We start from the raw sequence: 21713 nt of genomic DNA on the forward strand, positions 1-21713 counted from the left end.
AGGATTCGTACGCCAGCCCGCAAGACTTCCTTCGATTCCACCCGCAGGCTTTACCAACGATGCCCAAAAATAAAAAAGCCCAAGAGTTCGTCTTGGGCTTTTATTTGAAATCTATTTTTCAGAGTTCAGACTGTTTGCACTTCGACTTCATCGAAGTGAAAACTAGCGAGCTGTTGCTCTTGCTTTTTTCTGAGCTTTTTTAACAGTTTTCTTTTTAGCTGCTACTAGTTTAGTAGAAGCTTTTTTCGCTTTAGAAGCTGCTTTTGGAGCCGCTTTTTCAGCTTTAGCTGTTTCGTTAGCTGTAGTTTTCGCTTCGAAATCGTAGTCTACGAATTCAAGGAACGCCATCTCAGCAGTGTCACCAGGACGACGGCCGATTTTGATGATACGAGTGTAACCACCTGGGCGAGTTTTGAAACGTGGAGCAAGATCTTTTACGATAGTGCTAACAACTTCTTGATTTGGGTAGCGAGACAACAACAAACGAGTTGTAGCCAAGTCACCTTTTTTACCAAGAGTGATTGCTTTTTCTACGTGACGGCGAATTTCTTTAGCGCGATCAACAGTTGTAGTGATACGACCGTGTTCAACTAGAGAGTTAACCAAGCCTCTGATCAAAGCTTTACGAGGGCCAGATTTACGATCGAAATGTTTTACTCTTCTTCTGTGTGAGCTCATTTTATACTCCGTTAAGAACGTGTGGACCGTGTTAGGTATCCAGACGGTAGAGCACTCAAGCTTAATTGCTCAGTGCTACTTTTTCGAATCCCAGGACCGAAATCCCAAGATCGCGGGCTTCAGGCATCCACCTTAACAGCCTCCCTTGCGAGAGGCCGTTGCCCAATCACCTTACGTGGTGATTACTGTGCGCTTTCTCTCTTTTGAGGAGGTTGAGAAGGATCCCAACCTGGAGGTGGCCAGCCTTCGATTTTCATACCGAGGCCAAGTCCCATCTCACCCAAGATCTCTTTGATCTCGTTAAGAGATTTACGTCCAAAGTTTTTAGTTTTAAGCATCTCTGCTTCAGAACGAACAACCAACTCACCAATGTAGCGGATGTTAGCGTTTTTCAAGCAGTTCGCTGAACGAACAGAAAGTTCTAGATCGTCAACAGAACGGAACAAGTTCTCATTCAATGAAGGAGAGCCCAATTCACGAGATTCTTCAGCTGGTTCCATCATTTCATCGAAAGTTAGGAAGATCTGAAGTTGTTCTTTCATGATTTTAGATGAAAGAGCTACAGATTCTTCTGGTTTCAATGAGCCGTCTGTCCATACTTCCAAAGTCAAAGCATCGTAGTCAGTTCTTTGACCAACGCGTGCATTTGAAACATTGTAGTTAACTTTACGGATTGGGCTGTAAAGAGCGTCAACACCGATAAAGCCAACTGGAAGATCAGTTTCTCTGTTTTCAACTGGAACGTATCCGCGACCGAAATTAACAATAATTTCAGCTGCGAAGTTCGCATTTGCACCCAAAGTCGCGATGTGAAGATCTGGGTTCAAAACTTCGATCTTATCTGACGTTTGGATATCCGCTGCAGTTACTTTGCCTGGACCTTTTTTGTTGATCTTCAAAGTCAAAGCATCAGCAGTGTACTGTTTGAAACGAACTTCTTTAAGGTTCAAGATGATGTCAGTTACATCCTCTAGAACGTCCGGGATCGTAGTGAACTCGTGCAAAACGCCTTCGAATTTCACCGCAGTAATTGCAGAACCCATCATTGAACTAAGAAGAATTCTTCTTAGGGAGTTACCAAGAGTAACACCAAAGCCTCTTTCGAGGGGACGGATAATGAATTTTGCGTAGTCATCACGAAGAGTGTCACGATCAATTTCGAATCCCTTCGGCTTGATCATCTCTCTCCAAAACTTATAATAATGCTCTTGCATGGATCCCCCGAGAGGTTAAATTATCTTGAGTAGTATTCAACGATCATGTTTTCTTCAACTGCAACTGTTACGTCTTCACGGTTTGGAAGATCTTTAACAGTACCTTTGAAGGCGCCATGATCAGCTTCAAGCCATGCTGGTACTGAACGTCTAGCTACAGATTGAATTGCAGCTTGAACTTTCGTAACTTCACGGCTCTTCTCAGCAACTTGAATAACGTCACCCTTGTTAACAAGGATGCTTGGAATGTTTGCTCTTTTACCATTCAACAAGAAATGGTTGTGTTTAACAAGCTGTCTTGCTTCGCGACGAGAATTCGCGAAACCCAAAGAGTAAACAACGTTATCAAATCTTAGCTCAAGATTTCTAAGAAGCTCTGTACCAGTCAATCCTTTTGAACGGTTGGCTTCTTGAACATACTTTACGAATTGTTTCTCGGAAACACCGTAATATCTTTTAGTTTTTTGTTTTTCACGCAATTGAAGTGCAAATTCAGAGAACTTCAAACGAGATTGACCATGTTGTCCTGGAGGATAAGGTCTTCTTTCGAAAGAACACTTATCAGTGTAACAACGGTCACCCTTCAAGAAAAGTTTCACGTTTTCGCGACGGCAAAGCTTACAAACGCTTTCGTTAATGCAGCTCACGATATACTCCTTAGATTCTTCTACGCTTAGGTGGACGGCAACCGTTATGTGGAACTGGTGTGATATCTTTAAGAGTCAAGATTCTCATGCCAGTAGCAGCCAATGCACGGATTGCTGGTTCACGGCCAGCGCCAGGGCCTTTAAGATAAACGTCCACAGATCTCATACCTGCTTCCATAGCTTTTTTTGCAGCGTCTTCTGCCGCGACTTGAGCTGCAAATGGAGTTCCCTTACGAGAACCTTTGAAACCTAGGTGACCAGCAGAGGACCAAGACACCGTAGCTCCATTCGGATCTGTCATCGTTACGATAACATTGCCGAAACCAGCTGAGATATAGCAGTTTCCTTGAGGAACGTTTCTTTTAACTTTTTTCTTAGCAACTGTTTTTGCTTTATTTTCAGTATTCATCGCTAATTCCCTTTAACTACACGGCTTTTTTCTTGTTAGCTACCGTCTTCTTAGGACCTTTACGAGTACGTGCATTAGAACGAGTGTTCTGACCACGAACTGGCAAGCCTTTACGATGACGGATGCCGCGGTAGCAGTTAAGGTCCATCAAACGTTTGATAGACAAACCGATTTCACGACGCAAATCACCTTCAACTTTGAAGTTTGATTCGATGATAGAGCGGATTTTAGCGATGTGCTCGTCTGTTAGACCTTCAGTTCTTAGAGTTGAAGGAATACCAACTTGCTTCACAATCATAGCCGCACGAGGACGTCCAATGCCGTAGATGTATGTCAACGCGATTTCAACGCGTTTATTTCTAGGTAAGTCGACACCAAGAATACGTGCCATGATTAACCCTGCCTTTGCTTATGTTTAGGGTTTTCGCAGATAACGCGAATAACGCCTTTTCTTTTAATAACTTTACACTTGTTACAAATTGCTTTTACTGATGGTCTTACTTTCATAATGTCTTCCCATACTTGCTAATATTTTGACTCAAAAATCGAGCCAGAAATCCCAGCAAAAATACAAACGCGGTTCGGCACGCTAACACCAAGAACCATTAAAGTCTAGAGATAAAAATAACACAGCAGCCTAGATTATTATTTTTTCGATCTCTTTGTAGACTTCCTCGGTGCCTCTATTACCGTCCACTTCGATGTACTTCCCTGATTTTTTATAAAATTCTTTTAGTGGGCTTGTGAACTCTTGGTAGGTTTTCAAGCGAGTTTCAATAACCTCAGCTTTATCGTCATTACGTTGAATGACTTCCCCACCGCAATTGTCACATACACCTTCTGTTTTAGAAGGCTTACTGACTATATGATAGACAGCCCCGCAGTTTTTACAAACGCGTCTACCAGTCAAACGGTCCATTAGAATCCCCATTGGAACTTCGAGAAAAATCGCTTTTCCAATAGAAAGATTCATCTTGTTAAGTAAAGCATCCAATGCTTCTGCTTGAGCTACCGTTCTTGGAAAGCCGTCTAGAATGAAATTTTTTAAACCTTTGAGTAGGACTTCTTCAACCATACCGATAACGATGCTATCTGGTACAAGTTGGCCTTTATCCATGAACTCTTGAGCCTTTTTGCCGAGCTCAGTCTGCCCTTTGATCGCAGCACGAAACAGATCACCCGTGCTGATCTGTGTCATGTTTTGTCTTTTGATCAAAAGCTCTGACTGAGTACCTTTACCGGCCCCTGGGGCTCCAAACAGGATCAAGTTCATTAAAACTGAACCCTTCTGCTACGAAGTTTAGCGCCCTTCATGAAGCCTTCGTATTTTTGAGTGATCATATGAGATTGGATTTGCTGAGCAGTATCCAATGCAACACCCACTAGGATTAGCAAGCTTGTACCACCGAAATAGAATGGCACGTTCAATTGGCTCGCCAAGATACCTGGCAAAATACAGATTGTAGAAAGATATACGCAACCTAGTACGTTTACGCGCTCAAGAACTTTCTGAATATAATCAGAAGTGCTCTTACCCGCACGAATGCCAGGGATAAAGCCGCCGTACTTTTTCAAGTTGTCAGCAACTTCAGTTGGATTGAACACGATCTCTGTATAGAAGAACGAGAAGAACACGATCAATGCAACGAACATGATATTGAAGATCGTACCTGATGGGTTCAAAGACTCTTGAAGAGCTTTCAACCAAGGAACATGTACGAACTGAGCCATAGTCGCTGGGAACATCAACAATGAGCTCGCGAAGATTGGCGGGATAACGCCAGAGAAGTTAATTTTGATTGGCAAATGGCTTGTCGGAGTTTGCATAGATTGCATACCGCCACCACCAGCACGTTGAGAGTACTGAACAGTGATACGACGTTGTGCCACTTCCATATAGATAACAGCTGCGATGATCGCAACCATCAAAGCCAATAGAAGAAGAACGATGATGAATTTCATCTCACCAGATTTAACTAGTTCGAAAAGACGCTGAGCACCCGTTGGGATAGCAGCAGCAATACCAGTGAAGATGATCAAAGAAGAACCGTTACCGATACCTCTTTCAGTGATTTGCTCACCCAACCACATGATGAAGCATGTACCAGCTGTCAAAGTGATAACTGTCATGATTGGGAAAGGCAAGAATGCCACAGTTGGCGCCAATACAAGAGGACGACCATCTGGGCTTGTAGAGTTCATCAACCAGTTGCTGATACCGTAACCTTGAACTACGGCAAGAGCTACAGTCGCATAACGAGTGTATTGGTTGATTTTACGACGTCCCTGCTCCCCTTCCTTCTTCAATGACTCCAATACAGGAACTGCAGAAGTCAAAAGTTGGAAAATGATAGAAGCAGAGATGTAAGGCATGATACCCAATGCGAAAACGCTGAATTGGGAAAGAGCACCACCCGTGAAGGTGTTAAAGAGTCCGAAAATCCCACGGCTTTGCGCTTGGAAGAAAGAAAGGACAGCAGTGCCATCAACTCCAGGAGTTGGGACATGCACGCCAATTCTGTAAACCGCCAACAAGGCCAACGTGATGAAAATACGTTTACGAAGATCCGAATTCTTTGCGATGCTCTCTAGTGCAGACACTATTTAATTACCTCGACTTTGCCGCCAGCAGCTTCAATAGCTTTCTTAGCGCTTTCTGAAAATTTGTGAGCTTTTACAGTCAATGCTGTTTTAAGCTCGCCATTTCCCAAAATCTTAACCGCACCGCTATTAACTAGTCCAGCTTGGTGAAGAGTTTCAGGATTTACCTCTCCAGAAAATTTAGCAAGTTGTCCGATATTGACAATCTCAAAGTTGTTAGCAAACGCGACGTTGCTAAAACCAAATTTAGGCAAACGACGGTGCATAGGTGTTTGACCACCCTCGAAACCACGACGCACTTTGCCACCAGTACGAGCCAATTGACCCTTGTGACCTTTAGTTGACGTGCCGCCCATACCAGAACCGATACCACGACCGATTCTTTTTGGAGCGTGTTTTGATCCAGCTTTTGGAGCTAGTTGATTAAGCAAGCTCATGGATTACCCCTTAACTTCAACATTTAGTAAATGTTGAACTTTCATGATCTGACCGCGGTTTGCAGCAGTGTCATTCACTTCAGCAGTTGAATGAAGCTTCTTCAAACCAAGGCAACGAACTGCATCTTTTTGTTCTTGAGTGCAGCCGATAGTCGATTTTTTCAATGTAACAACAAATTTCTTAGCCATTTTTGCCTCCGACTATTTGCTCAACTGTTTAAGTTGATTCAAACCATCGATTGTTGCTCTTACTGCATTGTGAGGGTTACGAGTACCAACACATTTAGTAAGAATATCTTTTACGCCAACTGACTCAAGAACGGCACGAACTGCACCACCCGCGATTACACCAGTACCTGGAGCTGCTGGTTTCATGATAACCTTTGCAGCACCGAATTTACCGATAACTTCGTGAGGGATTGTGCGACCTTCTTTAAGAGTCACAGATTTAGCTGATTTCTTAGCAGATCTGCTAGCTTTGCCGATAGCTTCAGGCACTTCGCCTGCTTTACCAGAACCAAAACCAACATCACCAGCTTTGTTACCAACAACTACTAGAGCTGCGAAAGAGAAGCGACGACCACCCTTAACAACTTTCGTTACGCGGTTGATCGCTACTACACGCTCTTCTAATTCAGCTGCTTGAGCTTGAACTTTCTCCACACATCACTCCTTAGAAATTGAGGCCGCCCTCACGAGCGCCATCAGCTAGAGATTTAACACGGCCATGGTACAAGTAACCGTTACGGTCGAATACCACGCTCTTGATGTTTTTAGCGGTAGCAGCTTTCGCTACTTCCATACCAACAAGCTTCGCCATCTCAACACCAGACTTGTCTTCTTTACCAAGTGAAGAAACTGACAACACAGTGTGGCCAGTTACGTCATTGATAACGCTTGCGTAGATGTGTTTACCACTTCTGTAAACGCAAAGACGAGGTCTTTCATCAGTACCCGCAACTGTTTTGCGGATTCTGATTTTCTTTTTGAGGCGATTAACTTTTCTTTCGCTTGTATGCTTAGACATTTTTAATTTCATACATTACCTCTATTTACCAGCTGACTTACCGGCTTTACGACGGATGTGCTCACCAGCGTAACGAACACCTTTACCCAAGTATGGCTCTGGTGGACGGAACGAGCGAATTTTAGCAGCAACTTGACCAACAAGTTCTCTGCTTGCGCCAGTGATAGACAAGCTAGTTTGTTTTTCAACTTTGATTTCGATGCCTTCTGGGATATCGAAGATTACAGGGTGAGAGAAGCCCAAAGAAAGCTCCAACTTTTTACCTGCAACGTTTGCACGATAACCGACACCTTGAAGTTCAAGACCTTTAGTGAAGCCTTTAGTAACGCCAACAACTGCGTTTTGAACTAGAGCTCTGTAAAGACCGTGCAATGCACGAGCTTCTTTAGAGTCATCTTTACGAGTCAAAACAACTTTGTTGCCATCTACTTTAGCTGTAACTTCAGGCTTCATACCAATCTTCAAAGAAGATTTAGCGCCTTTGATTACTACTTCATTAGCAGGTGTAACATCTACTTTTACTGTGTTATCAAAAATAACGGGTGCTTTACCAATACGTGACATGTTTCACCTACCAAAGAGTCGCAAGCAATTCGCCGCCGAGATTTTGCTCTGCTGCTTGCTTACCGCTCATGATGCCCTTGCTAGTGCTGATGATGGACATACCAAAACCAGAACGAACTTGAGGAATTTTATCGGATTTAACATAAACGCGACGACCTGGACGGCTTACACGGTCGATAGAGTTGATCGCATGGTGACCAGCTTCATCGTACTTCAAGTAAACACGCATGATGCCTTGCTTAGAGTCTTTAGCAACTTTGAAGCTGCGGATAAGACCTTCATTAGCAAGGATCTGAGCGATACCAGCGCGAACTTTAGATGCAGGCAAATCCACTTTTTCGTGTTTTGCTGCGCCAGCGTTTCTAATGATTGTAAGGAACTGAGAAATTGTATCCATAGTTTTCCTCTTACCAGCTAGCTTTCGTTACGCCTGGCAATTTACCGTCAAGCGCAAGTTGTCTGAAGGCGATACGAGACAAACCGAATTTTCTGTAGTTACCACGAGGGCGACCAGAAAGTTCACAACGCGTGATAACACGGTTGATGTTTGTGCTCTTAGGAAGAGCTTGAAGTTTCTTGCGAGCTTCGCCTCTTTCCTCTTCAGAAAGTTTCATGTCAACGGCTTTAGTTCTAAGCTCTGCTCTGTAAGCAGTGTAACGCTTAGCTTTTTCTTTTCTCTTGTTGTTTTTAACAATACTTGCTTTACGTGCCATTGTTCATCCTACTTTCTGAAAGGCATGCCAAGTGCTTCAAGAAGCGCTCTGCCTTCAGCGTCGTTTTTAGCAGTTGTACAGATTGTGATGTTCATACCACGAGTTTTATCAACTTTATCGAAGTTGATCTCTGGGAACACGATTTGTTCCTTAAGACCCATGTTGTAGTTACCACGGCCGTCGAAACCTTTATTTGGCAAACCACGGAAGTCACGTACGCGTGGAAGAGCCAAAGTGTTCAAACGGTCAAGGAATGACCACATTCTCTCTTTTCTCAAAGTCACGCGAACACCCAATGGGATGCCAGCACGCAATTTGAAGTTAGAGATAGCTTTTTTAGCTTTAGTGATCACGGCTTTTTGACCAGTGATCGCTGTGATTTCGTCAACTACAGTGTTCAAAATTTTTGGATTTTGAACAGCTTCGCTCAAGCACACGCTAAGAGTGATTTTCTCTAGGCGAGGTACTTGCATTACGTTTTTAACTCCCAATTGTTTTTGAAGAGCAGGAGAGATCTCTTTTTGATATTTTGCTTGTAAGCGATTCATCTCATACCCCTTACAGAACTTCCGGAGCCAAAGATACGATCTTAACGAACGACTTAGCTCTCAATTCTCTGGCTACTGGGCCAAAGATACGTGTTCCAATTGGTTCTTTGTTGGCGTTGATCAAAACTGCAGAGTTATCATCGAAACGGATATAAGATCCGTCTGGACGACGAAGTTTTTGTACAGTTCTAACAACTACGGCTTTAGCAACGTCACCTTTTTTAACTTTAGCGTTTGGCAAAGCTTCTTTGATAGAAACAACGATAACATCACCGATAGATGCTACACGACGTTTAGAACCACCAAGAACCTTTACGCACATAACTTCTTTTGCGCCAGAGTTATCAGCTACGTTTAGTCTAGTTTGCATTTGAATCATGGTCGACCCCTACGCTTTCGCAGCTTCAACGATTTCCGCTAAAGCCCAACGTTTAGTTTTGCTAAGAGGACGAGTCTCACGAATTTTAACGATATCGCCAATTTTCGCTTCATTTTTCTCGTCGTGCGCTTTGAAAACAGAAGTTTTCTTAACGTACTTTCCGTACTTAGCGTGTTTAACCATGCGGTAGATAAGCACAGAAATGGTTTTATCCATTTTGTTGCTGATAACTTCACCGACTACTTCGATTTTACGACCTCTAGTATTAGTTTCAGTTGTCATTCTCTACCCCTGCGCCACTTTTTTTACGATCGCTGTATTGATTCTCGCGATGTTTTTGCGAAGATCACGAATTTCAATTGGGTTCGAAAGTTGACCAATTGAATTCTTAATACGAGCTTGGAACAACTCTTCAGAAAGAGCTGTTCTTTTCTTTTTCAATTCAGTTACAGAAAGATCTTTAATCTCTACGAACTTCATAACTACTCCCTAACCAAGAAACGAGTTTTGAAAGGAAGTTTGTGAGCTGCACGTTCGAAAGCTTCTTTAGCTTGTTCACGAGTCACACCGTTCATTTCGAAAAGAACTTTTCCAGGAAGAACACGAGCAACCCATAGTTCTGGGTTACCTTTACCGCTACCCATACGAGTTTCAGCTGGCTTTTTTGTTACAGGCAAATTCGGGAACACACGGCACCAGATTTTACCACCACGCTTAACTGAACGAGAGATAGCAATACGACCTGCTTCCAATTGACGAGCAGTTAGACGACCTTCCTCGATTGCTTGAAGACCGTAGTCTCCGAAATCAAGGTTAGCACCTCTTACTGCAAAGCCAGTTGCGCGGCCTACAAATTGTTTACGCCATTTTACTCTTTTAGGACTTAACACGACCTGCCTCCTCAACTTCGCGAGCAGATAAGATATCGCCTTTATAGATCCATACTTTTAGACCGATGATACCGTATGCAGTTAGAGCTTCAGCAGTACCGTAGTCGATATCTGCGCGCAATGTATGAAGAGGAACACTCTTCTCATTGTACCACTCTGAACGAGCAATCTCTGCACCATCAAGACGTCCTGAAACACGGATCTTGATACCTCTCACGCCGCCTTTGATCGCAGCTGCAATAGATTTTTTAAGAGCTCTTCTCCAAGAGATACGTTTCTCAAGTTGTTGAGCAATGCTCTCAGCAACGAGCTGAGCATCGAGGTCTGGCTTGCGCACTTCTTGGATGCTCAAGAAAACTTCGTTGGGTGTAAGTTTTTGAACTTCCGCTTTAAGAGCGTCGATACCAGTACCTTTTTTACCAATGACAACACCTGGGCGAGCAGTCGAGATGATGATTTTGATCTTCTTCGCTGCACGTTCCATTTCGATCTTCGCAACACCCGCGTGCTTCAACTTGTTTTTCAAGTATTTGCGCAAACGGATATCTTCATGAAGATTTTCGAAATATTGGTTACCCTTCGCATACCAGCGAGAGTCCCAAGTTCTAATAACACCAACGCGTAAACCAATTGGATTAACCTTTTGTCCCACGATTATTTCTCCTCAAGTACTACGTTGATGTGGCTTGTTTTCTTGCGAACACCGAATGCACGGCCTTGAGCGCGTGGACGGAATCTTTTAAGCACAGGACCTTGATCAACCCAGATAGCTTTAACAACCAAGTTATCTACATCCATAACTTTTTTGTATTCAGCGTTAGCTACTGCAGATTCGATCAATTTCTTAACCATACCTGCAGTTTTTTTGTTCAAGAAAGTAAGAGTTTTGATTGCTTGGTTCACGTCTTGACCGCGAACCAAATCAACTACAAGTCTTGCTTTTTGAGCACCTACTCTTGCGTATTTTAGACTAGCTTTAACTTCCATTATCAACCTCTACTACTTCTTAGCAGCAGCTGGAGCTGCGGCTTTCTTCTCAGCATGGCCTTGGAAAGTTCTTGTTGGTGCAAACTCACCGAGTTTGTGACCAATCATGTTCTCAGTGATGTACACTGGAACAAACTTACGACCGTTGTGTACGGCGAAAGTAAGACCGATAGCCTCAGGAAGGATTGTTGAGCGACGAGACCAAGTTTTAATAACTTTTTTGTCATTTTTTTCGATCGCATGATCAATCTTCTTTTGTACATGAAGATCAACGAATGGACCTTTTTTAATTGAGCGTGCCACGTGCTACTCCTACTTACGTCTCTTGATGATTGACGAGTTAGTTCTCTTGTTATGTCTCGTTTTGTAACCTTTGCATGGTTGACCCCATGGAGTTACAGGATGGTGACCTTTACCCACGCCTTCACCACCACCAAGTGGATGGTCGACTGGATTCATCGCCATACCGCGAACAGTTGGACGGATACCTCTCCAACGAGAACGACCCGCTTTACCAAGAGCGATATTTTCATTATCTGTGTTACCTACTTGACCGATTGAAGCACGGCATACTGAAAGAACCTGCTTCAATTCGCCAGATGGCATACGTACTTGACAGTACTTATCACCTTTACCAGCCAAAGTCGCGCTCGCACCTGCACCTCTGCAAATTTGACCACCTTTACCTGGGCGCAATTCGATATTGTGAATTACTGTACCAACAGGGATAGCAGACAAAGACAAAGAGTTACCTGGTTTGATGTCGGCTTTCTCAGATGACAATACAGTGTCGCCAACATTCAAGCCCACTGGAGCAATGATGTAAGCTTTCTCACCGTCAGCGTAAGAAAGAAGAGCAATACGAGAAGTTCTGTTTGGATCGTATTCGATCGCAGTAACTTTCGCTGGAACTTCAAGTTTAGTACGTTTGAAATCAATCAAACGGTATTTACGTTTGTGTCCGCCACCTTGGTGACGAATAGTAATTTGACCGTGATTGTTACGTGCGCCTTTTTTAGTAAGAGGAGCTAGTAAAGCCTTCTCTGGAGAAGTCTTTGTGATTTCAGAGAAATCAAAACCAGTCATACCTCTACGACCATGAGAGCGTGGGGCGAAATTCTTGATACCCATCTTTATACTCCCTCAAATAGAGCGATTTTCTCACCTTCAGCAAGCTTTACGAAAGCTTTCTTCCAGTAAGGAACCTTTGTTAATCCAAATTTAGTGTACTTAGAGTGGCCGCGGCAGATGTTAGTTCTAACGCCAGCAACTTTAACTTTGAAGTTCTTCTCAACAGCATTTTTGATTTCTGTTTTAGAAGCTTTCAAGTCTACTTCGAACACATAAACACCAGCAGCGTTATGATAAGTATTCTTCTCTGTAACTAGAGGAGCTTTAATTACTTGTTTCATGTTACGCTTTCTCCAATGAGCAACGATCTACGATTTTTGCTACAGAATCTTTAGTGATAACTGCTGCATCATATTTCAATAGATCGAATACGTTCAAACCTTCAACTGGGAAGTATTTGAATGATTCAAGATTTTTAGAAGCTTGGTTGAATTTGTCATTCACATTAGCATCTACCAATACAGCTTTTTTCAAACCAAACGCTTTAAGACGTTTGCTCAATTCAGCTGTTTTACCTTCAGATTGCATGCTGTCTACTACGAACAACTTGCCTTCTTTTTGAAGGTGAGAAAGAGCCATGCTCAAACCTAAGCGACGAACTTTTTTAGGAAGAACGAACGCGTAGCTGCGAGGTTGAGGACCGAAAGCAGTACCACCACCTGGCATCAAGATAGAACGGCTAGAACCTTGACGAGCTCCACCAGTACCTTTTTGTTTGAAAGGCTTTTTACCACCACCGCTCACAAGACCTTTTGTTTTAGTCATGTGAGTACCTTGGCGACGGCTAGCCAATTGCCATTGAACTACAGTGTGCAAAACTTCCTTTTTAACAGGAGTTTCGAAAACATCAGCTGCAAGATCAACAGATCCTACTTTTTCTTTTTTCCAGTTTAATACATTAACTGTAGCCATATTACTTCACCAACTTAACCAAAGTGTTTTTAGCACCTGGAACTGGACCCTTAACCAAAACAACGTTTTCAGCGTGGATGATCTCTACGATTTCAACGTTCTTTACAGTTACAGTTTCGTTACCCAAGTGACCTGGGAATTTCTTACCTGGCATAACACGGCCTGGCCATGTTCTGTTACCAGAAGAACCCGGGCGACGGTGGAATTTAGAACCGTGGGCATCAGGACCACCGGCGAAGTTCCAACGTTTCATAACGCCAGCAAAACCTTTACCTTTAGACTTAGAAGTCATCTTAACGATGTCACCTTTAGCCAAAGAATCGATTGATACTTGCGCGCCAACAGTAAGACCTTCAGGAAGAGCTTGACGAATTTCTTTTACGAATTTCGCGCCATTCTCGAAGCCAGCACCTTTAAGGTGGCCTTGTTCTGCTTTGTTTGAATTTTTAGCTTTTTTTGGTTCGCAAGCTACTTGGATAGCTTCGTAACCGTCAGCTTCGTTCGTTTTGATTTGAGAAACAAACCAAGGTTCATAACGAAGAACTGTTACTGGAACCGCTTCGCCTTGTTCATTGTAGATTGTAGCCATACCTTCTTTGAAGGCGAACAAGCCGTTCAGCTTTAGACCTGTAGACGTTTGTGTGTTTTCTTGTGTTTCGCTCACGTCTTACTCCTAGATTGCTGACAATTTGATTTCAACGTCAACACCAGCAGAAAGGTCCAATTTCATCAATTGGTCTACCGTTTGTTGAGTAGGTTCAAGGATATCAAGCATACGCTTGTGAGTTCTGACTTCGAATTGTTCACGAGATTTTTTATCTACGTGTGGAGAACGAAGTACTGTGTAGCGATTGATGCGAGTAGGCAAGGGAATTGGACCCGCAACTTTTGCGCCTGTACGACGAGCAGTTTCAACGATTTCTTTCGTCGACTGATCAAGTAATTTGTGATCGAACGCCTTTAGGCGAATTCTAATCTTCTGACTTTGCATAAGGACACTTCTCTTCTTTATAAGGTAGCGTAATTACTAGCAAACTTGTTAATAACTGAACACCCAATCCCATCGAAAACTTGCCCCGAATTAGCCCTTGCGGCCTAGATAGTCCACCAAACGCGGGGGGTTTTTTGTAAATTTAGATGTCACGAGTGCGCGAGTATGCGCACATAAAAAATAATTGTCAAAGGGAAAAAATTAAATTTTTAATATCTTCCCATTTTATGAAGAATTTCCGCTTTAGCCTTCGCTGGGACAATTGCGTACTCCAGGAATTCCATCGAGAAACTTGCTCTCCCCTGGCTTAAACTGCGCACATCCGTCGCATAACCAAATAGAGAGGCCAACGGAGCTTCTGCAGAGATAACCTGCCCGCCCCCCTGCTTCACGTTCATTGTGAGGATTTTTCCACGACGTGAATTCAAATCACCCACAATATTGCCCACAAATTCATCAGGGCAAGTCACTTCAAGCTTAAAGATAGGCTCCATAAGCTCAACTTGCGCCTGTTTTACAGCATCTCTGAACGCCAAAGACGCTGCCGCCTTAAATGCCATTTCAGTCGAGGCTTCAGGACGAACTTCAACCGCAGTCAAAGTACCCTTAATACCCAACATTGAATAGCTTGCCAAAGGACCCACTTCCGCAGCTTCGCGGAAGCCAGATTCAATAGCCTTCAAGAATGGAGCTGTAAACTCTTTAGACAATGAAACTTTGCTAACGAACTGAATATGGTCGGCTTGATTGATCGGCTCAATCGTCAAAGAAACTGAGGCAAAATTTTGCTCACCCGCAAGTTCACGTTCATAGACGTGAGTTGCACTAGCAGCTGCCGTGATTGTTTCTCTGTATGATACTTGTGGCTTACCGACGTTCGCCTGAACCTTATGTTCACGCAGAAGACGGTCCACCAAGATATCAAGGTGAAGCTCACCCATACCAGATAAAAGGATTTGTCCTGTTTCAGGATCCGTTCTTAATTTAGAAGAAGGATCTTCCTTCTGAAGCTTTTCCAAACCTTGAAGCATTTTTTCTTGGTCTGCCGAAGACTTCGCTTCGATTGCTACAGAAATAACAGGTTCCGGGAAAGTAATAGATTCAAGAACAACTGGATGAGAAGTTTCGCAAAGAGTATCACCCGTACCAGTGAATTTCAGACCGATCACGGCACCGATATCACCCGCTTTAAGATGAGGAACTTCTTCACGAGAGTTCGCATGCATTTTTACGAGCTTTTGAATGCGCTCTTTTTTCTGAGTACGCGGATTCAAAAGCTGATCGCCGACTTTCACTTCACCCGAGTAAACGCGGATATAAGTCAAAGTACCTGCGAACGGATCATTGGCAATTTTAAACGCCAAAGCTGCAACGTGAGCATCGAAATCAGTTTTACAAACGATCTCTTTATCTTCACGTTCAGGGTCATGACCCACGATATCTGGAACTTCGATTGGAGAAGGCAGATAGTCGATCACGCCATCAAGCAAAGGTTGAATACCTTTGTTTTTGAAAGCGGCTCCGCAGAATACTGGGAAGGCTTTCAATTCAAGAGTTCCTTTACGAAGAGCTGCTTTCAACTCTGCGACAGTAACCTCTTCGCCATTGAGATATTTCTCTAATAGCGCATCGTCGAATTCAACGATCTTCTCAACGATTTCAGTGCGGAAGCGATTTACTTCCTCTTTCATGTCGTTAGGAACATCGGTAGTTTCGAAGGCATCACCCATACCTGAAGTCGTCCAGATATAAGCGCGGTTTTCAAGAAGGTCGACAACGCCACGGAAAGAATCTTCCATGCCGATTGGAACTTGAACTGGGATTGGATTCGCAAGCAAGCGATCTTTGATTGTCCCGTAAGACATCACAAAGTCAGCACCTACACGGTCCATTTTATTAATGAAGCAAATTCTTGGAACTTTATACTTGTCAGCTTGTTTCCACACAGTTTCAGACTGAGGCTCAACACCGTTCACGCCGTCAAACACAGCAACAGCGCCATCCAATACGCGAAGCGAACGTTCAACTTCAATCGTGAAGTCAACGTGTCCCGGAGTATCGATGATGTTGATTCTGTGATCTTTCCAGAACGCCATAGTGGCAGCAGACGTGATAGTAATACCACGCTCTTGTTCTTGAACCATCCAGTCCATAGTGGCCTGGCCGTCGTGAACTTCACCAATTTTATGACTTTTTCCAGTGTAGTAAAGAATGCGCTCGGTGGTCGTCGTTTTACCGGCATCAATGTGAGCCATGATGCCGATATTACGAGTATACTTGAGATCAGCTACAACTTTAGGATCTTTAGCTGACATGTAAACAGATTACCAATTGTAGTGAGAGAAAGCCTTGTTCGATTCAGCCATACGGTGAACGTCATCTTTCTTCTTAATCGCGTTACCACGGTTGTTGTAAGCGTCGATGAACTCACCAGCCAAACGTTTAGCGTAGTCTTTCTCACCACGTTCACGAGAGTATTCTACCAACCAACGCATAGCCAAAGCCAAACGACGAGAAGGACGAACATCTACTGGAACTTGATAAGTAGCACCACCAACACGGCGAGAGCGTACTTCGATAGAAGGCTTAACGTTTTCCAAAGCTTTGCGGAAAACTGCCAATGGTTCTTCACCTTGGATTTTTCCTTCAAGTTCTTTCAAAGCACCGTAGAACAACTTTTGAGCAGTTGCTTTACGACCTTGGATCATCATTTTATTCACGAATTTAGCAATAACTAGATCTTTGAAAACTGGATCTGGAATTACTTCTCTTTTAAAGGTCTTTTTACGACGTGACATTTCTCAATCCTTATTTCTTAGGTCTCTTAGTACCGTATTTTGAACGGCTACGAAGACGGCCATTCACACCTTGAAGATCCAATACACCGCGAACGATGTGGTAACGAACACCTGGCAAGTCTTTAACACGACCGCCACGGATCAAGACAACGCTATGCTCTTGAAGGTTGTGACCGATACCTGGGATGTAAGAGATAACTTCAAAACCATTAGAAAGACGTACTTTTGCTACTTTACGAAGAGCAGAGTTCGGTTTCTTTGGAGTTGTAGTATAAACACGAGTACAAACACCACGACGTTGAGGGCATGACACCAACGCAGGTGATTTAGTTTGGTTCTTTTGAACTTTACGCTCACTTTTGATGAGCTGGTTAATTGTAGGCACTTTTGAAACCCCTTAAACAATTTATTCGAATCTTCGAACTCAGGACGCTGGAAATTACATTCCGAATCCGCCCTGGTCAAGACTTTGTTGTTAATTTTATAGGCTCAAATAAGGCGTGAGTTCCTCTTTTGAGCTTTTTACATCTTTTCGATGCATTCTCTCGTTAGCTAGCAGACAGATTAAGCGGTCAACGTGTGAAGCTGGCCGCTTTCTTGTTAGCTAGCACCGGGTTTCCCCGGCGCATTCAGGACTACTCCGAGGAGTAGCTTACCCCTGATGAGGCTGGGCCGAACCACCCATGCCTGGCAATGCTACGTAGTTTGTATCGTCGTCCTCAGCTACAGACACTTTCCAGCGTTTGTATGAAGTCAAACCAGTACCAGCAGGGATCAAACGACCCATGATGATGTTCTCTTTCAAACCACGCAAATGGTCTGTACGAGAATTGATGGCTGCTTCCGTAAGAACTTTCGTCGTCTCTTGGAATGACGCCGCTGAAATCCAGCTGTCTGTGCTCAAAGAAACTTTCGTAATACCTAGAAGAAGTGGGCTGCTTGTTGCAGGTTGGCCACCTTCACGGTTGATACGATCGTTTTCTTCCATGAACGCATATCTTTCAACTTGTTCACCCGCCAAGAAACGGCTGTCACCAGCGTCTCTGATTTCTACTTTACGTAGCATTTGGCGAACGATCACTTCGATATGCTTATCATTGATCACAACACCTTGAAGTCGGTAAACTTCTTGGATTTCATCAACAAGGTATGCAGATAGGGCTTTCGCGCCTAGAACCGCCAGAATGTCGTGAGGATTTGTTGGACCGTCCATCAAAGCTTCACCGGCTCTTACGTATTCACCTTCTCTTACAGCAACGTGCTTACCTTTAGGGATAAGATATTCTTTTTGCTCACCCACTTCAGGAGTTACGATTACACGTTGTTTACCTTTAACGTCTTTACCGAATGTCACGTAACCATCGATCTCAGAGATGATAGCTGCTTCTTTCGGTTTACGAGCTTCAAACAATTCGGCAACGCGCGGAAGACCGCCCGTGATATCCTTCGTTTTCGAAGTCTCACGATGCATTTTCGCGATAACGTCACCGGCATGAACTTCCTGTTGGTCAGAAGCAAGAAGCTGTGCACCCACTGGGATCAAATATCTCGCAGGGATGTCACGACCAGGAAGATTCAATGTCTTACCATTGCCGTCTACTAGGAATACTGTCGGCTTAATGTCAGAAGACTTAGACTCCATGATAACTTTAGTTGCGAAACCAGTTACCGCGTCGACTTGTTCCTGCATTGTCGAACCTTCTTCGATATCCTGGTATTGGATCTTCGCAGAAACCTCTGCGATGATTGGATTCGAATATGGATCCCACTCAGCTACAGTTTGACCTTTAGCGACTTTGTCACCCTCTTTAAAGTTCAAAACAGCACCGTATACGAGCTTGAAGTTTTCACGCTCACGACCTGCTTCGTCGATAACAAGGGCAGAACCGTTACGATTCATCACAGTCAATTTACCATTACGGTTTGTAACTGCATGAACGTTAACAAGTTTGATTGTACCATCATAACGAGTTGTATGAACTGATTGCTCAACCGCACGAGAAGCCGCACCACCCAAGTGGAACGTACGCATCGTCAACTGAGTACCCGGTTCACCGATCGATTGTGCTGCGATGATACCAACTGTTTCACCAAGGTTCACAGTTGCACCACGAGACAAGTCACGGCCGTAACATTTTACGCAAACGCCACGTTTAGATTGGCACACAAGAGCAGAACGGATGTCGACTTTGTCGATACCCAAGCTCTCGATAGTTTTAACATCATTTTCAGTGATCTCTTGGTTTGCTTTAACAACAACGTTGTTAGTCGCAGGATCAACAACATCTTTCAATGCTGTACGGCCCAAGATACGGTCGCCGATGTTTTGGATGATCTCACCAGCTTCGTAAACTGGAGTGATTTCCAAACCGTCTTCGATACCGCAATCGATCTCAGAAACAACCACGTCTTGAGCAACGTCAACTAGACGACGAGTCAAGTAACCAGAGTTCGCAGTTTTCAAAGCTGTATCGGCAAGACCCTTACGAGCACCATGCGTAGAGATAAAGTATTGAATAACTGTCAAACCTTCACGGAAGTTTGCAGTGATCGGAGTTTCGATGATTTCGCCTGATGGTTTCGCCATCAAACCACGCATACCACCCAACTGACGGATCTGAGCCGCGGAACCACGGGCACCAGAGTCAGCCATGATGTAGATCGGATTGAACGAAGGGCCGACGAATTCTTTTCCGTCAACTGTGAACGTTTGTTTTTCAATCGCGTTCATACCTTCTTTAGCAATCTTATCTGCAGTTTGAGCCCAGATATCCACTACTTTATTGTAGCGCTCACCATCTGTGATCAAACCTTCATCGTACTGCTGTTGGATTTCAGTCACTTGTTTCTCAGCGTCAGCGATCATAGTCGCTTTCGCAGCTGGGATAACCATGTCATCGATACCGATAGACATACCTGCCGCAGTTGAATATTTGAAACCAAGTTCCATGATTTTATCGGCAAGGATACAAGTCGCTTTTGCACCAGCAAGACGGAAAGTCTTGTCGATCAAAGCTGCGATTTGTTTCTTACCCATGTTTACGTTTACTTCGTTGAACGGAACTTCTTTAGGTACGTTGTCAGACAAGATCGCACGACCTACTGACGTCTCCTGAACTTTACCGTTGATACGAACTTTACAAGATGCTTGCAAATCAACTAGGCCCGTTTCGTAAGCGTATTGTGCTTCTTGAACGCTAGAGAAGATTTTGCCAGTACCTTTTGCGCCCGGACGAATACGAGTCAACCAGTACATACCCAACACGATATCTTGTGATGGATTGATGATTGGTTTACCAGACGCCGGAGTCAGGATGTTGTTTGTAGACATCATCAAGACGCGAGCTTCAACTTGAGATTCCACAGAAAGTGGAACGTGAACCGCCATTTGGTCACCGTCGAAGTCGGCATTGAACGCCGTACACACTAGAGGATGCAATTGGATTGCTTTACCTTCGTGAAGTACTGGCTCAAAAGCTTGGATACCAAGTCTGTGAAGAGTTGGCGCACGGTTTAGAAGAACTGGATGTTCTTTAACTACGTCTGCCAAGATATCCCAAACTTCTACTGTCTCTTGATCAACAAGTTTCTTAGCTTGTTTGATTGTCGTAGCTAGGCCTTTTTCTTCCAATTTGTTGTAAACAAATGGTTTGAAAAGTTCCAAAGCCATCTTCTTAGGAAGACCGCATTGGTGAAGTTTCAATGTAGGACCTACAGTGATAACCGAACGACCAGAGTAGTCCACACGTTTACCAAGTAGATTTTGACGGAAACGACCTTGCTTACCTTTCAACATATCAGAAAGAGAGCGAAGTGGACGTTTGTTAGGACCTGTGAACGTTTTACCGCGACGGCCGTTATCCAACAATGCGTCTACTGCTTCTTGCAACATACGTTTTTCATTGCGGATAATGATGTCTGGAGCGTTAAGCTCTTGAAGACGTTTCAAACGGTTATTACGGTTGATAACACGACGGTAAAGATCATTTAGATCTGAAGTCGCGAAACGACCACCATCTAGTGGAACTAGAGGGCGAAGGTCTGGAGGAAGAACTGGAAGTGCTTCCAACATCATCCATTCAGGCTTGTTGATAGAACCTTTGAAGGCTTCAACAACGCGCAAACGTTTAGTCAATTTTTTGATTTGAGCTTCAGATTTTGTATCTTTAACTTCCATACGAAGTTTGCGAGACAAATATTCTGGGTCAATTTTTCTCAATAGGTCACGAACAGCTTCACCGCCCATGCCGTATTTGAATGAAGGACCGAATTCGTTCAATGCAGCTTGCAATGCTTCTTCAGTCAATACTTGGCCTTCTTCCAATGTTGTTTCCATTGGATCGATAACCACGTGTGCTTCACAATACAAAACTTTCTCAACGTCTTTCAAAGAAAGGTTAAGCAAGTTACCAATACGAGAAGGCAATGAGCGCAAGAACCAAATGTGCGCAACCGGAGTTGCAAGCTCAATGTGGCCCAAACGTTCACGACGAACTTTAGTTTGTGTTACTTCAACGCCGCACTTTTCACAGACGACGCCACGGTACTTCATACGTTTATACTTACCGCACAAGCACTCGTAATCCTTAATAGGACCGAAGATTTTCGCACAGAACAAGCCATCACGTTCAGGCTTGAATGTACGATAGTTGATAGTTTCAGGCTTCTTAACCTCACCAAATGACCAATCACGAATCATTTCAGCTGACGCCAACGAAACTCGTACGGCGTCAAACGAAAGTGGATCTTTTGGTTTATCGAAAAAATTCAACAAGTCTCTCAAAGAA

At 43.7% G+C, this 21713-nt stretch carries 32 protein-coding genes; all 32 read right to left on the bottom strand.

Translation table 11 applies throughout. From position 1 onward, the window contains the following. Window positions 1–162: 162 nt before the first annotated feature. The 32 genes from rplQ to rpoC all read right to left on the bottom strand — a co-directional run bounded on the left by rplQ (window position 163) and on the right by rpoC (window position 21709). On the bottom strand, window positions 163–678 hold the full coding sequence (gene rplQ, locus DOE51_RS14835) for a 50S ribosomal protein L17 (RefSeq protein ID WP_142697329.1): 516 nt from the start codon (window positions 676–678) through the stop codon (window positions 163–165). Between the two features lie 182 nt (window positions 679–860). Next, window positions 861–1892, bottom strand: a complete 1032-nt coding sequence (locus DOE51_RS14840; RefSeq protein ID WP_142697330.1) for a DNA-directed RNA polymerase subunit alpha — start codon at window positions 1890–1892, stop codon at window positions 861–863. Window positions 1893–1912: 20 nt separating this feature from the next. Further along, complete coding sequence (gene rpsD / locus DOE51_RS14845) at window positions 1913–2539, bottom strand: 30S ribosomal protein S4 (protein WP_142697331.1); 627 nt, start codon at window positions 2537–2539, stop codon at window positions 1913–1915. Window positions 2540–2549: 10 nt separating this feature from the next. Next, window positions 2550–2948, bottom strand: a complete 399-nt coding sequence (rpsK, locus tag DOE51_RS14850; protein WP_142697332.1) for a 30S ribosomal protein S11 — start codon at window positions 2946–2948, stop codon at window positions 2550–2552. A gap of 16 nt (window positions 2949–2964) precedes the next feature. Beyond that, complete coding sequence (gene rpsM, locus DOE51_RS14855) at window positions 2965–3339, bottom strand: 30S ribosomal protein S13 (protein WP_142697333.1); 375 nt, start codon at window positions 3337–3339, stop codon at window positions 2965–2967. Between the two features lie 2 nt (window positions 3340–3341). Continuing rightward, window positions 3342–3455 (bottom strand): 50S ribosomal protein L36, encoded by a 114-nt coding sequence (gene rpmJ, locus DOE51_RS14860; RefSeq protein WP_011165332.1) that lies wholly within the window; start codon window positions 3453–3455, stop codon window positions 3342–3344. Between the two features lie 130 nt (window positions 3456–3585). Then, the gene (locus DOE51_RS14865; RefSeq protein ID WP_142697334.1) at window positions 3586–4221 is read right to left on the bottom strand and encodes an adenylate kinase; all 636 of its coding nucleotides are present in this window, start codon (window positions 4219–4221) and stop codon (window positions 3586–3588) included. Beyond that, the gene (gene secY, locus DOE51_RS14870) at window positions 4221–5549 is read right to left on the bottom strand and encodes a preprotein translocase subunit SecY (RefSeq protein WP_142697335.1); all 1329 of its coding nucleotides are present in this window, start codon (window positions 5547–5549) and stop codon (window positions 4221–4223) included. The genes DOE51_RS14865 and secY overlap by 1 nt, the downstream gene beginning before the upstream one ends. Next, a complete protein-coding gene (gene rplO / locus DOE51_RS14875) occupies window positions 5549–5986 on the bottom strand; it encodes a 50S ribosomal protein L15 (protein ID WP_142697336.1) in 438 nt (145 codons plus the stop codon). The genes secY and rplO overlap by 1 nt, the downstream gene beginning before the upstream one ends. Window positions 5987–5989: 3 nt before the next feature. Continuing rightward, window positions 5990–6175 carry a 50S ribosomal protein L30 gene (gene rpmD, locus DOE51_RS14880; protein ID WP_142697337.1) on the bottom strand — a complete coding sequence of 62 codons (186 nt, stop codon included), beginning with the start codon at window positions 6173–6175 and terminating at the stop codon, window positions 5990–5992. Window positions 6176–6187: 12 nt separating this feature from the next. Continuing rightward, complete coding sequence (gene rpsE / locus DOE51_RS14885; protein WP_142697338.1) at window positions 6188–6649, bottom strand: 30S ribosomal protein S5; 462 nt, start codon at window positions 6647–6649, stop codon at window positions 6188–6190. 10 nt (window positions 6650–6659) lie between these two features. Further along, a complete protein-coding gene (gene rplR / locus DOE51_RS14890; RefSeq protein WP_142697339.1) occupies window positions 6660–7025 on the bottom strand; it encodes a 50S ribosomal protein L18 in 366 nt (121 codons plus the stop codon). 9 nt (window positions 7026–7034) lie between these two features. Beyond that, the gene (rplF, locus tag DOE51_RS14895; RefSeq protein ID WP_142697340.1) at window positions 7035–7577 is read right to left on the bottom strand and encodes a 50S ribosomal protein L6; all 543 of its coding nucleotides are present in this window, start codon (window positions 7575–7577) and stop codon (window positions 7035–7037) included. A 7-nt stretch (window positions 7578–7584) separates the two neighbouring features. Beyond that, entirely contained in the window at window positions 7585–7974 is a 390-nt protein-coding gene (gene rpsH / locus DOE51_RS14900; protein WP_142697341.1) for a 30S ribosomal protein S8, read from the bottom strand. 10 nt (window positions 7975–7984) lie between these two features. Further along, window positions 7985–8290, bottom strand: coding sequence for a 30S ribosomal protein S14 (rpsN, locus tag DOE51_RS14905; protein WP_142697342.1), 306 nt, complete (start codon window positions 8288–8290; stop codon window positions 7985–7987). A gap of 8 nt (window positions 8291–8298) precedes the next feature. Continuing rightward, window positions 8299–8838 carry a 50S ribosomal protein L5 gene (rplE, locus tag DOE51_RS14910; RefSeq protein ID WP_142697343.1) on the bottom strand — a complete coding sequence of 180 codons (540 nt, stop codon included), beginning with the start codon at window positions 8836–8838 and terminating at the stop codon, window positions 8299–8301. 10 nt (window positions 8839–8848) lie between these two features. Further along, window positions 8849–9217 carry a 50S ribosomal protein L14 gene (rplN, locus tag DOE51_RS14915; protein WP_088615299.1) on the bottom strand — a complete coding sequence of 123 codons (369 nt, stop codon included), beginning with the start codon at window positions 9215–9217 and terminating at the stop codon, window positions 8849–8851. A gap of 9 nt (window positions 9218–9226) precedes the next feature. Further along, window positions 9227–9499 (bottom strand): 30S ribosomal protein S17, encoded by a 273-nt coding sequence (gene rpsQ / locus DOE51_RS14920; RefSeq protein WP_142697344.1) that lies wholly within the window; start codon window positions 9497–9499, stop codon window positions 9227–9229. A 3-nt stretch (window positions 9500–9502) separates the two neighbouring features. After that, window positions 9503–9697, bottom strand: coding sequence for a 50S ribosomal protein L29 (gene rpmC / locus DOE51_RS14925; RefSeq protein WP_142697345.1), 195 nt, complete (start codon window positions 9695–9697; stop codon window positions 9503–9505). A gap of 2 nt (window positions 9698–9699) precedes the next feature. After that, a complete protein-coding gene (rplP, locus tag DOE51_RS14930) occupies window positions 9700–10107 on the bottom strand; it encodes a 50S ribosomal protein L16 (protein ID WP_142697346.1) in 408 nt (135 codons plus the stop codon). Beyond that, window positions 10094–10759, bottom strand: a complete 666-nt coding sequence (gene rpsC, locus DOE51_RS14935; RefSeq protein ID WP_142697347.1) for a 30S ribosomal protein S3 — start codon at window positions 10757–10759, stop codon at window positions 10094–10096. The genes rplP and rpsC overlap by 14 nt, the downstream gene beginning before the upstream one ends. A 2-nt stretch (window positions 10760–10761) precedes the next feature. Further along, window positions 10762–11094 (bottom strand): 50S ribosomal protein L22, encoded by a 333-nt coding sequence (gene rplV, locus DOE51_RS14940; RefSeq protein ID WP_142697348.1) that lies wholly within the window; start codon window positions 11092–11094, stop codon window positions 10762–10764. Between the two features lie 12 nt (window positions 11095–11106). Continuing rightward, a complete protein-coding gene (rpsS, locus tag DOE51_RS14945) occupies window positions 11107–11397 on the bottom strand; it encodes a 30S ribosomal protein S19 (RefSeq protein ID WP_142697349.1) in 291 nt (96 codons plus the stop codon). Window positions 11398–11406: 9 nt separating this feature from the next. Next, the gene (gene rplB / locus DOE51_RS14950; RefSeq protein ID WP_142697350.1) at window positions 11407–12225 is read right to left on the bottom strand and encodes a 50S ribosomal protein L2; all 819 of its coding nucleotides are present in this window, start codon (window positions 12223–12225) and stop codon (window positions 11407–11409) included. Between the two features lie 2 nt (window positions 12226–12227). Next, entirely contained in the window at window positions 12228–12506 is a 279-nt protein-coding gene (gene rplW, locus DOE51_RS14955) for a 50S ribosomal protein L23 (protein WP_142697351.1), read from the bottom strand. A gap of 1 nt (window position 12507) precedes the next feature. Then, entirely contained in the window at window positions 12508–13137 is a 630-nt protein-coding gene (rplD, locus tag DOE51_RS14960; protein WP_142697352.1) for a 50S ribosomal protein L4, read from the bottom strand. Window position 13138: 1 nt separating this feature from the next. Continuing rightward, on the bottom strand, window positions 13139–13801 hold the full coding sequence (gene rplC, locus DOE51_RS14965) for a 50S ribosomal protein L3 (RefSeq protein ID WP_142697353.1): 663 nt from the start codon (window positions 13799–13801) through the stop codon (window positions 13139–13141). Window positions 13802–13810: 9 nt separating this feature from the next. Further along, window positions 13811–14128, bottom strand: a complete 318-nt coding sequence (gene rpsJ, locus DOE51_RS14970; protein ID WP_025308875.1) for a 30S ribosomal protein S10 — start codon at window positions 14126–14128, stop codon at window positions 13811–13813. 209 nt (window positions 14129–14337) lie between these two features. Next, window positions 14338–16443: an elongation factor G gene (gene fusA / locus DOE51_RS14975; protein ID WP_142697354.1), complete on the bottom strand. Its 2106-nt coding sequence runs from the start codon at window positions 16441–16443 to the stop codon at window positions 14338–14340. A 9-nt stretch (window positions 16444–16452) separates the two neighbouring features. Next, window positions 16453–16926, bottom strand: coding sequence for a 30S ribosomal protein S7 (rpsG, locus tag DOE51_RS14980; protein ID WP_142697355.1), 474 nt, complete (start codon window positions 16924–16926; stop codon window positions 16453–16455). Between the two features lie 10 nt (window positions 16927–16936). Continuing rightward, entirely contained in the window at window positions 16937–17311 is a 375-nt protein-coding gene (rpsL, locus tag DOE51_RS14985) for a 30S ribosomal protein S12 (protein WP_041876514.1), read from the bottom strand. A 267-nt stretch (window positions 17312–17578) separates the two neighbouring features. Continuing rightward, on the bottom strand, window positions 17579–21709 hold the full coding sequence (gene rpoC, locus DOE51_RS14990) for a DNA-directed RNA polymerase subunit beta' (protein ID WP_142697356.1): 4131 nt from the start codon (window positions 21707–21709) through the stop codon (window positions 17579–17581). Between the last annotated feature and the right edge of the window lie 4 nt (window positions 21710–21713).

Origin of the sequence: Bdellovibrio sp. NC01, from assembly GCF_006874625.1 — a bacterium.
Classification (GTDB): Bacteria; Bdellovibrionota; Bdellovibrionia; order Bdellovibrionales; family Bdellovibrionaceae; genus Bdellovibrio.

What these genes read in the sequence shown, in the direction of transcription:
- rpmJ (WP_011165332.1), bottom strand. Translation starts at nt 3,455, where the DNA reads ATGAAAGTAAGACCATCAGTAAAAGCAATTTGTAACAAGTGTAAAGTT.
- rpsK (WP_142697332.1), bottom strand. Translation starts at nt 2,948, where the DNA reads ATGAATACTGAAAATAAAGCAAAAACAGTTGCTAAGAAAAAAGTTAAA.
- rplR (WP_142697339.1), bottom strand. Translation starts at nt 7,025, where the DNA reads ATGAAATTAAAAATGTCTAAGCATACAAGCGAAAGAAAAGTTAATCGC.
- rplO (WP_142697336.1), bottom strand. Translation starts at nt 5,986, where the DNA reads ATGAGCTTGCTTAATCAACTAGCTCCAAAAGCTGGATCAAAACACGCT.
- rpsQ (WP_142697344.1), bottom strand. Translation starts at nt 9,499, where the DNA reads ATGACAACTGAAACTAATACTAGAGGTCGTAAAATCGAAGTAGTCGGT.
- fusA (WP_142697354.1), bottom strand. Translation starts at nt 16,443, where the DNA reads ATGTCAGCTAAAGATCCTAAAGTTGTAGCTGATCTCAAGTATACTCGT.
- rplB (WP_142697350.1), bottom strand. Translation starts at nt 12,225, where the DNA reads ATGGGTATCAAGAATTTCGCCCCACGCTCTCATGGTCGTAGAGGTATG.
- rplW (WP_142697351.1), bottom strand. Translation starts at nt 12,506, where the DNA reads ATGAAACAAGTAATTAAAGCTCCTCTAGTTACAGAGAAGAATACTTAT.
- rplV (WP_142697348.1), bottom strand. Translation starts at nt 11,094, where the DNA reads ATGGAAGTTAAAGCTAGTCTAAAATACGCAAGAGTAGGTGCTCAAAAA.
- rplE (WP_142697343.1), bottom strand. Translation starts at nt 8,838, where the DNA reads ATGAATCGCTTACAAGCAAAATATCAAAAAGAGATCTCTCCTGCTCTT.
- rplQ (WP_142697329.1), bottom strand. Translation starts at nt 678, where the DNA reads ATGAGCTCACACAGAAGAAGAGTAAAACATTTCGATCGTAAATCTGGC.
- rplF (WP_142697340.1), bottom strand. Translation starts at nt 7,577, where the DNA reads ATGTCACGTATTGGTAAAGCACCCGTTATTTTTGATAACACAGTAAAA.
- rpsJ (WP_025308875.1), bottom strand. Translation starts at nt 14,128, where the DNA reads ATGCAAAGTCAGAAGATTAGAATTCGCCTAAAGGCGTTCGATCACAAA.
- rplD (WP_142697352.1), bottom strand. Translation starts at nt 13,137, where the DNA reads ATGGCTACAGTTAATGTATTAAACTGGAAAAAAGAAAAAGTAGGATCT.
- rpmC (WP_142697345.1), bottom strand. Translation starts at nt 9,697, where the DNA reads ATGAAGTTCGTAGAGATTAAAGATCTTTCTGTAACTGAATTGAAAAAG.
- DOE51_RS14840 (WP_142697330.1), bottom strand. Translation starts at nt 1,892, where the DNA reads ATGCAAGAGCATTATTATAAGTTTTGGAGAGAGATGATCAAGCCGAAG.
- rpsH (WP_142697341.1), bottom strand. Translation starts at nt 7,974, where the DNA reads ATGGATACAATTTCTCAGTTCCTTACAATCATTAGAAACGCTGGCGCA.
- rpsM (WP_142697333.1), bottom strand. Translation starts at nt 3,339, where the DNA reads ATGGCACGTATTCTTGGTGTCGACTTACCTAGAAATAAACGCGTTGAA.
- rpsN (WP_142697342.1), bottom strand. Translation starts at nt 8,290, where the DNA reads ATGGCACGTAAAGCAAGTATTGTTAAAAACAACAAGAGAAAAGAAAAA.
- rpmD (WP_142697337.1), bottom strand. Translation starts at nt 6,175, where the DNA reads ATGGCTAAGAAATTTGTTGTTACATTGAAAAAATCGACTATCGGCTGC.
- rplN (WP_088615299.1), bottom strand. Translation starts at nt 9,217, where the DNA reads ATGATTCAAATGCAAACTAGACTAAACGTAGCTGATAACTCTGGCGCA.
- DOE51_RS14865 (WP_142697334.1), bottom strand. Translation starts at nt 4,221, where the DNA reads ATGAACTTGATCCTGTTTGGAGCCCCAGGGGCCGGTAAAGGTACTCAG.
- rpsG (WP_142697355.1), bottom strand. Translation starts at nt 16,926, where the DNA reads ATGTCACGTCGTAAAAAGACCTTTAAAAGAGAAGTAATTCCAGATCCA.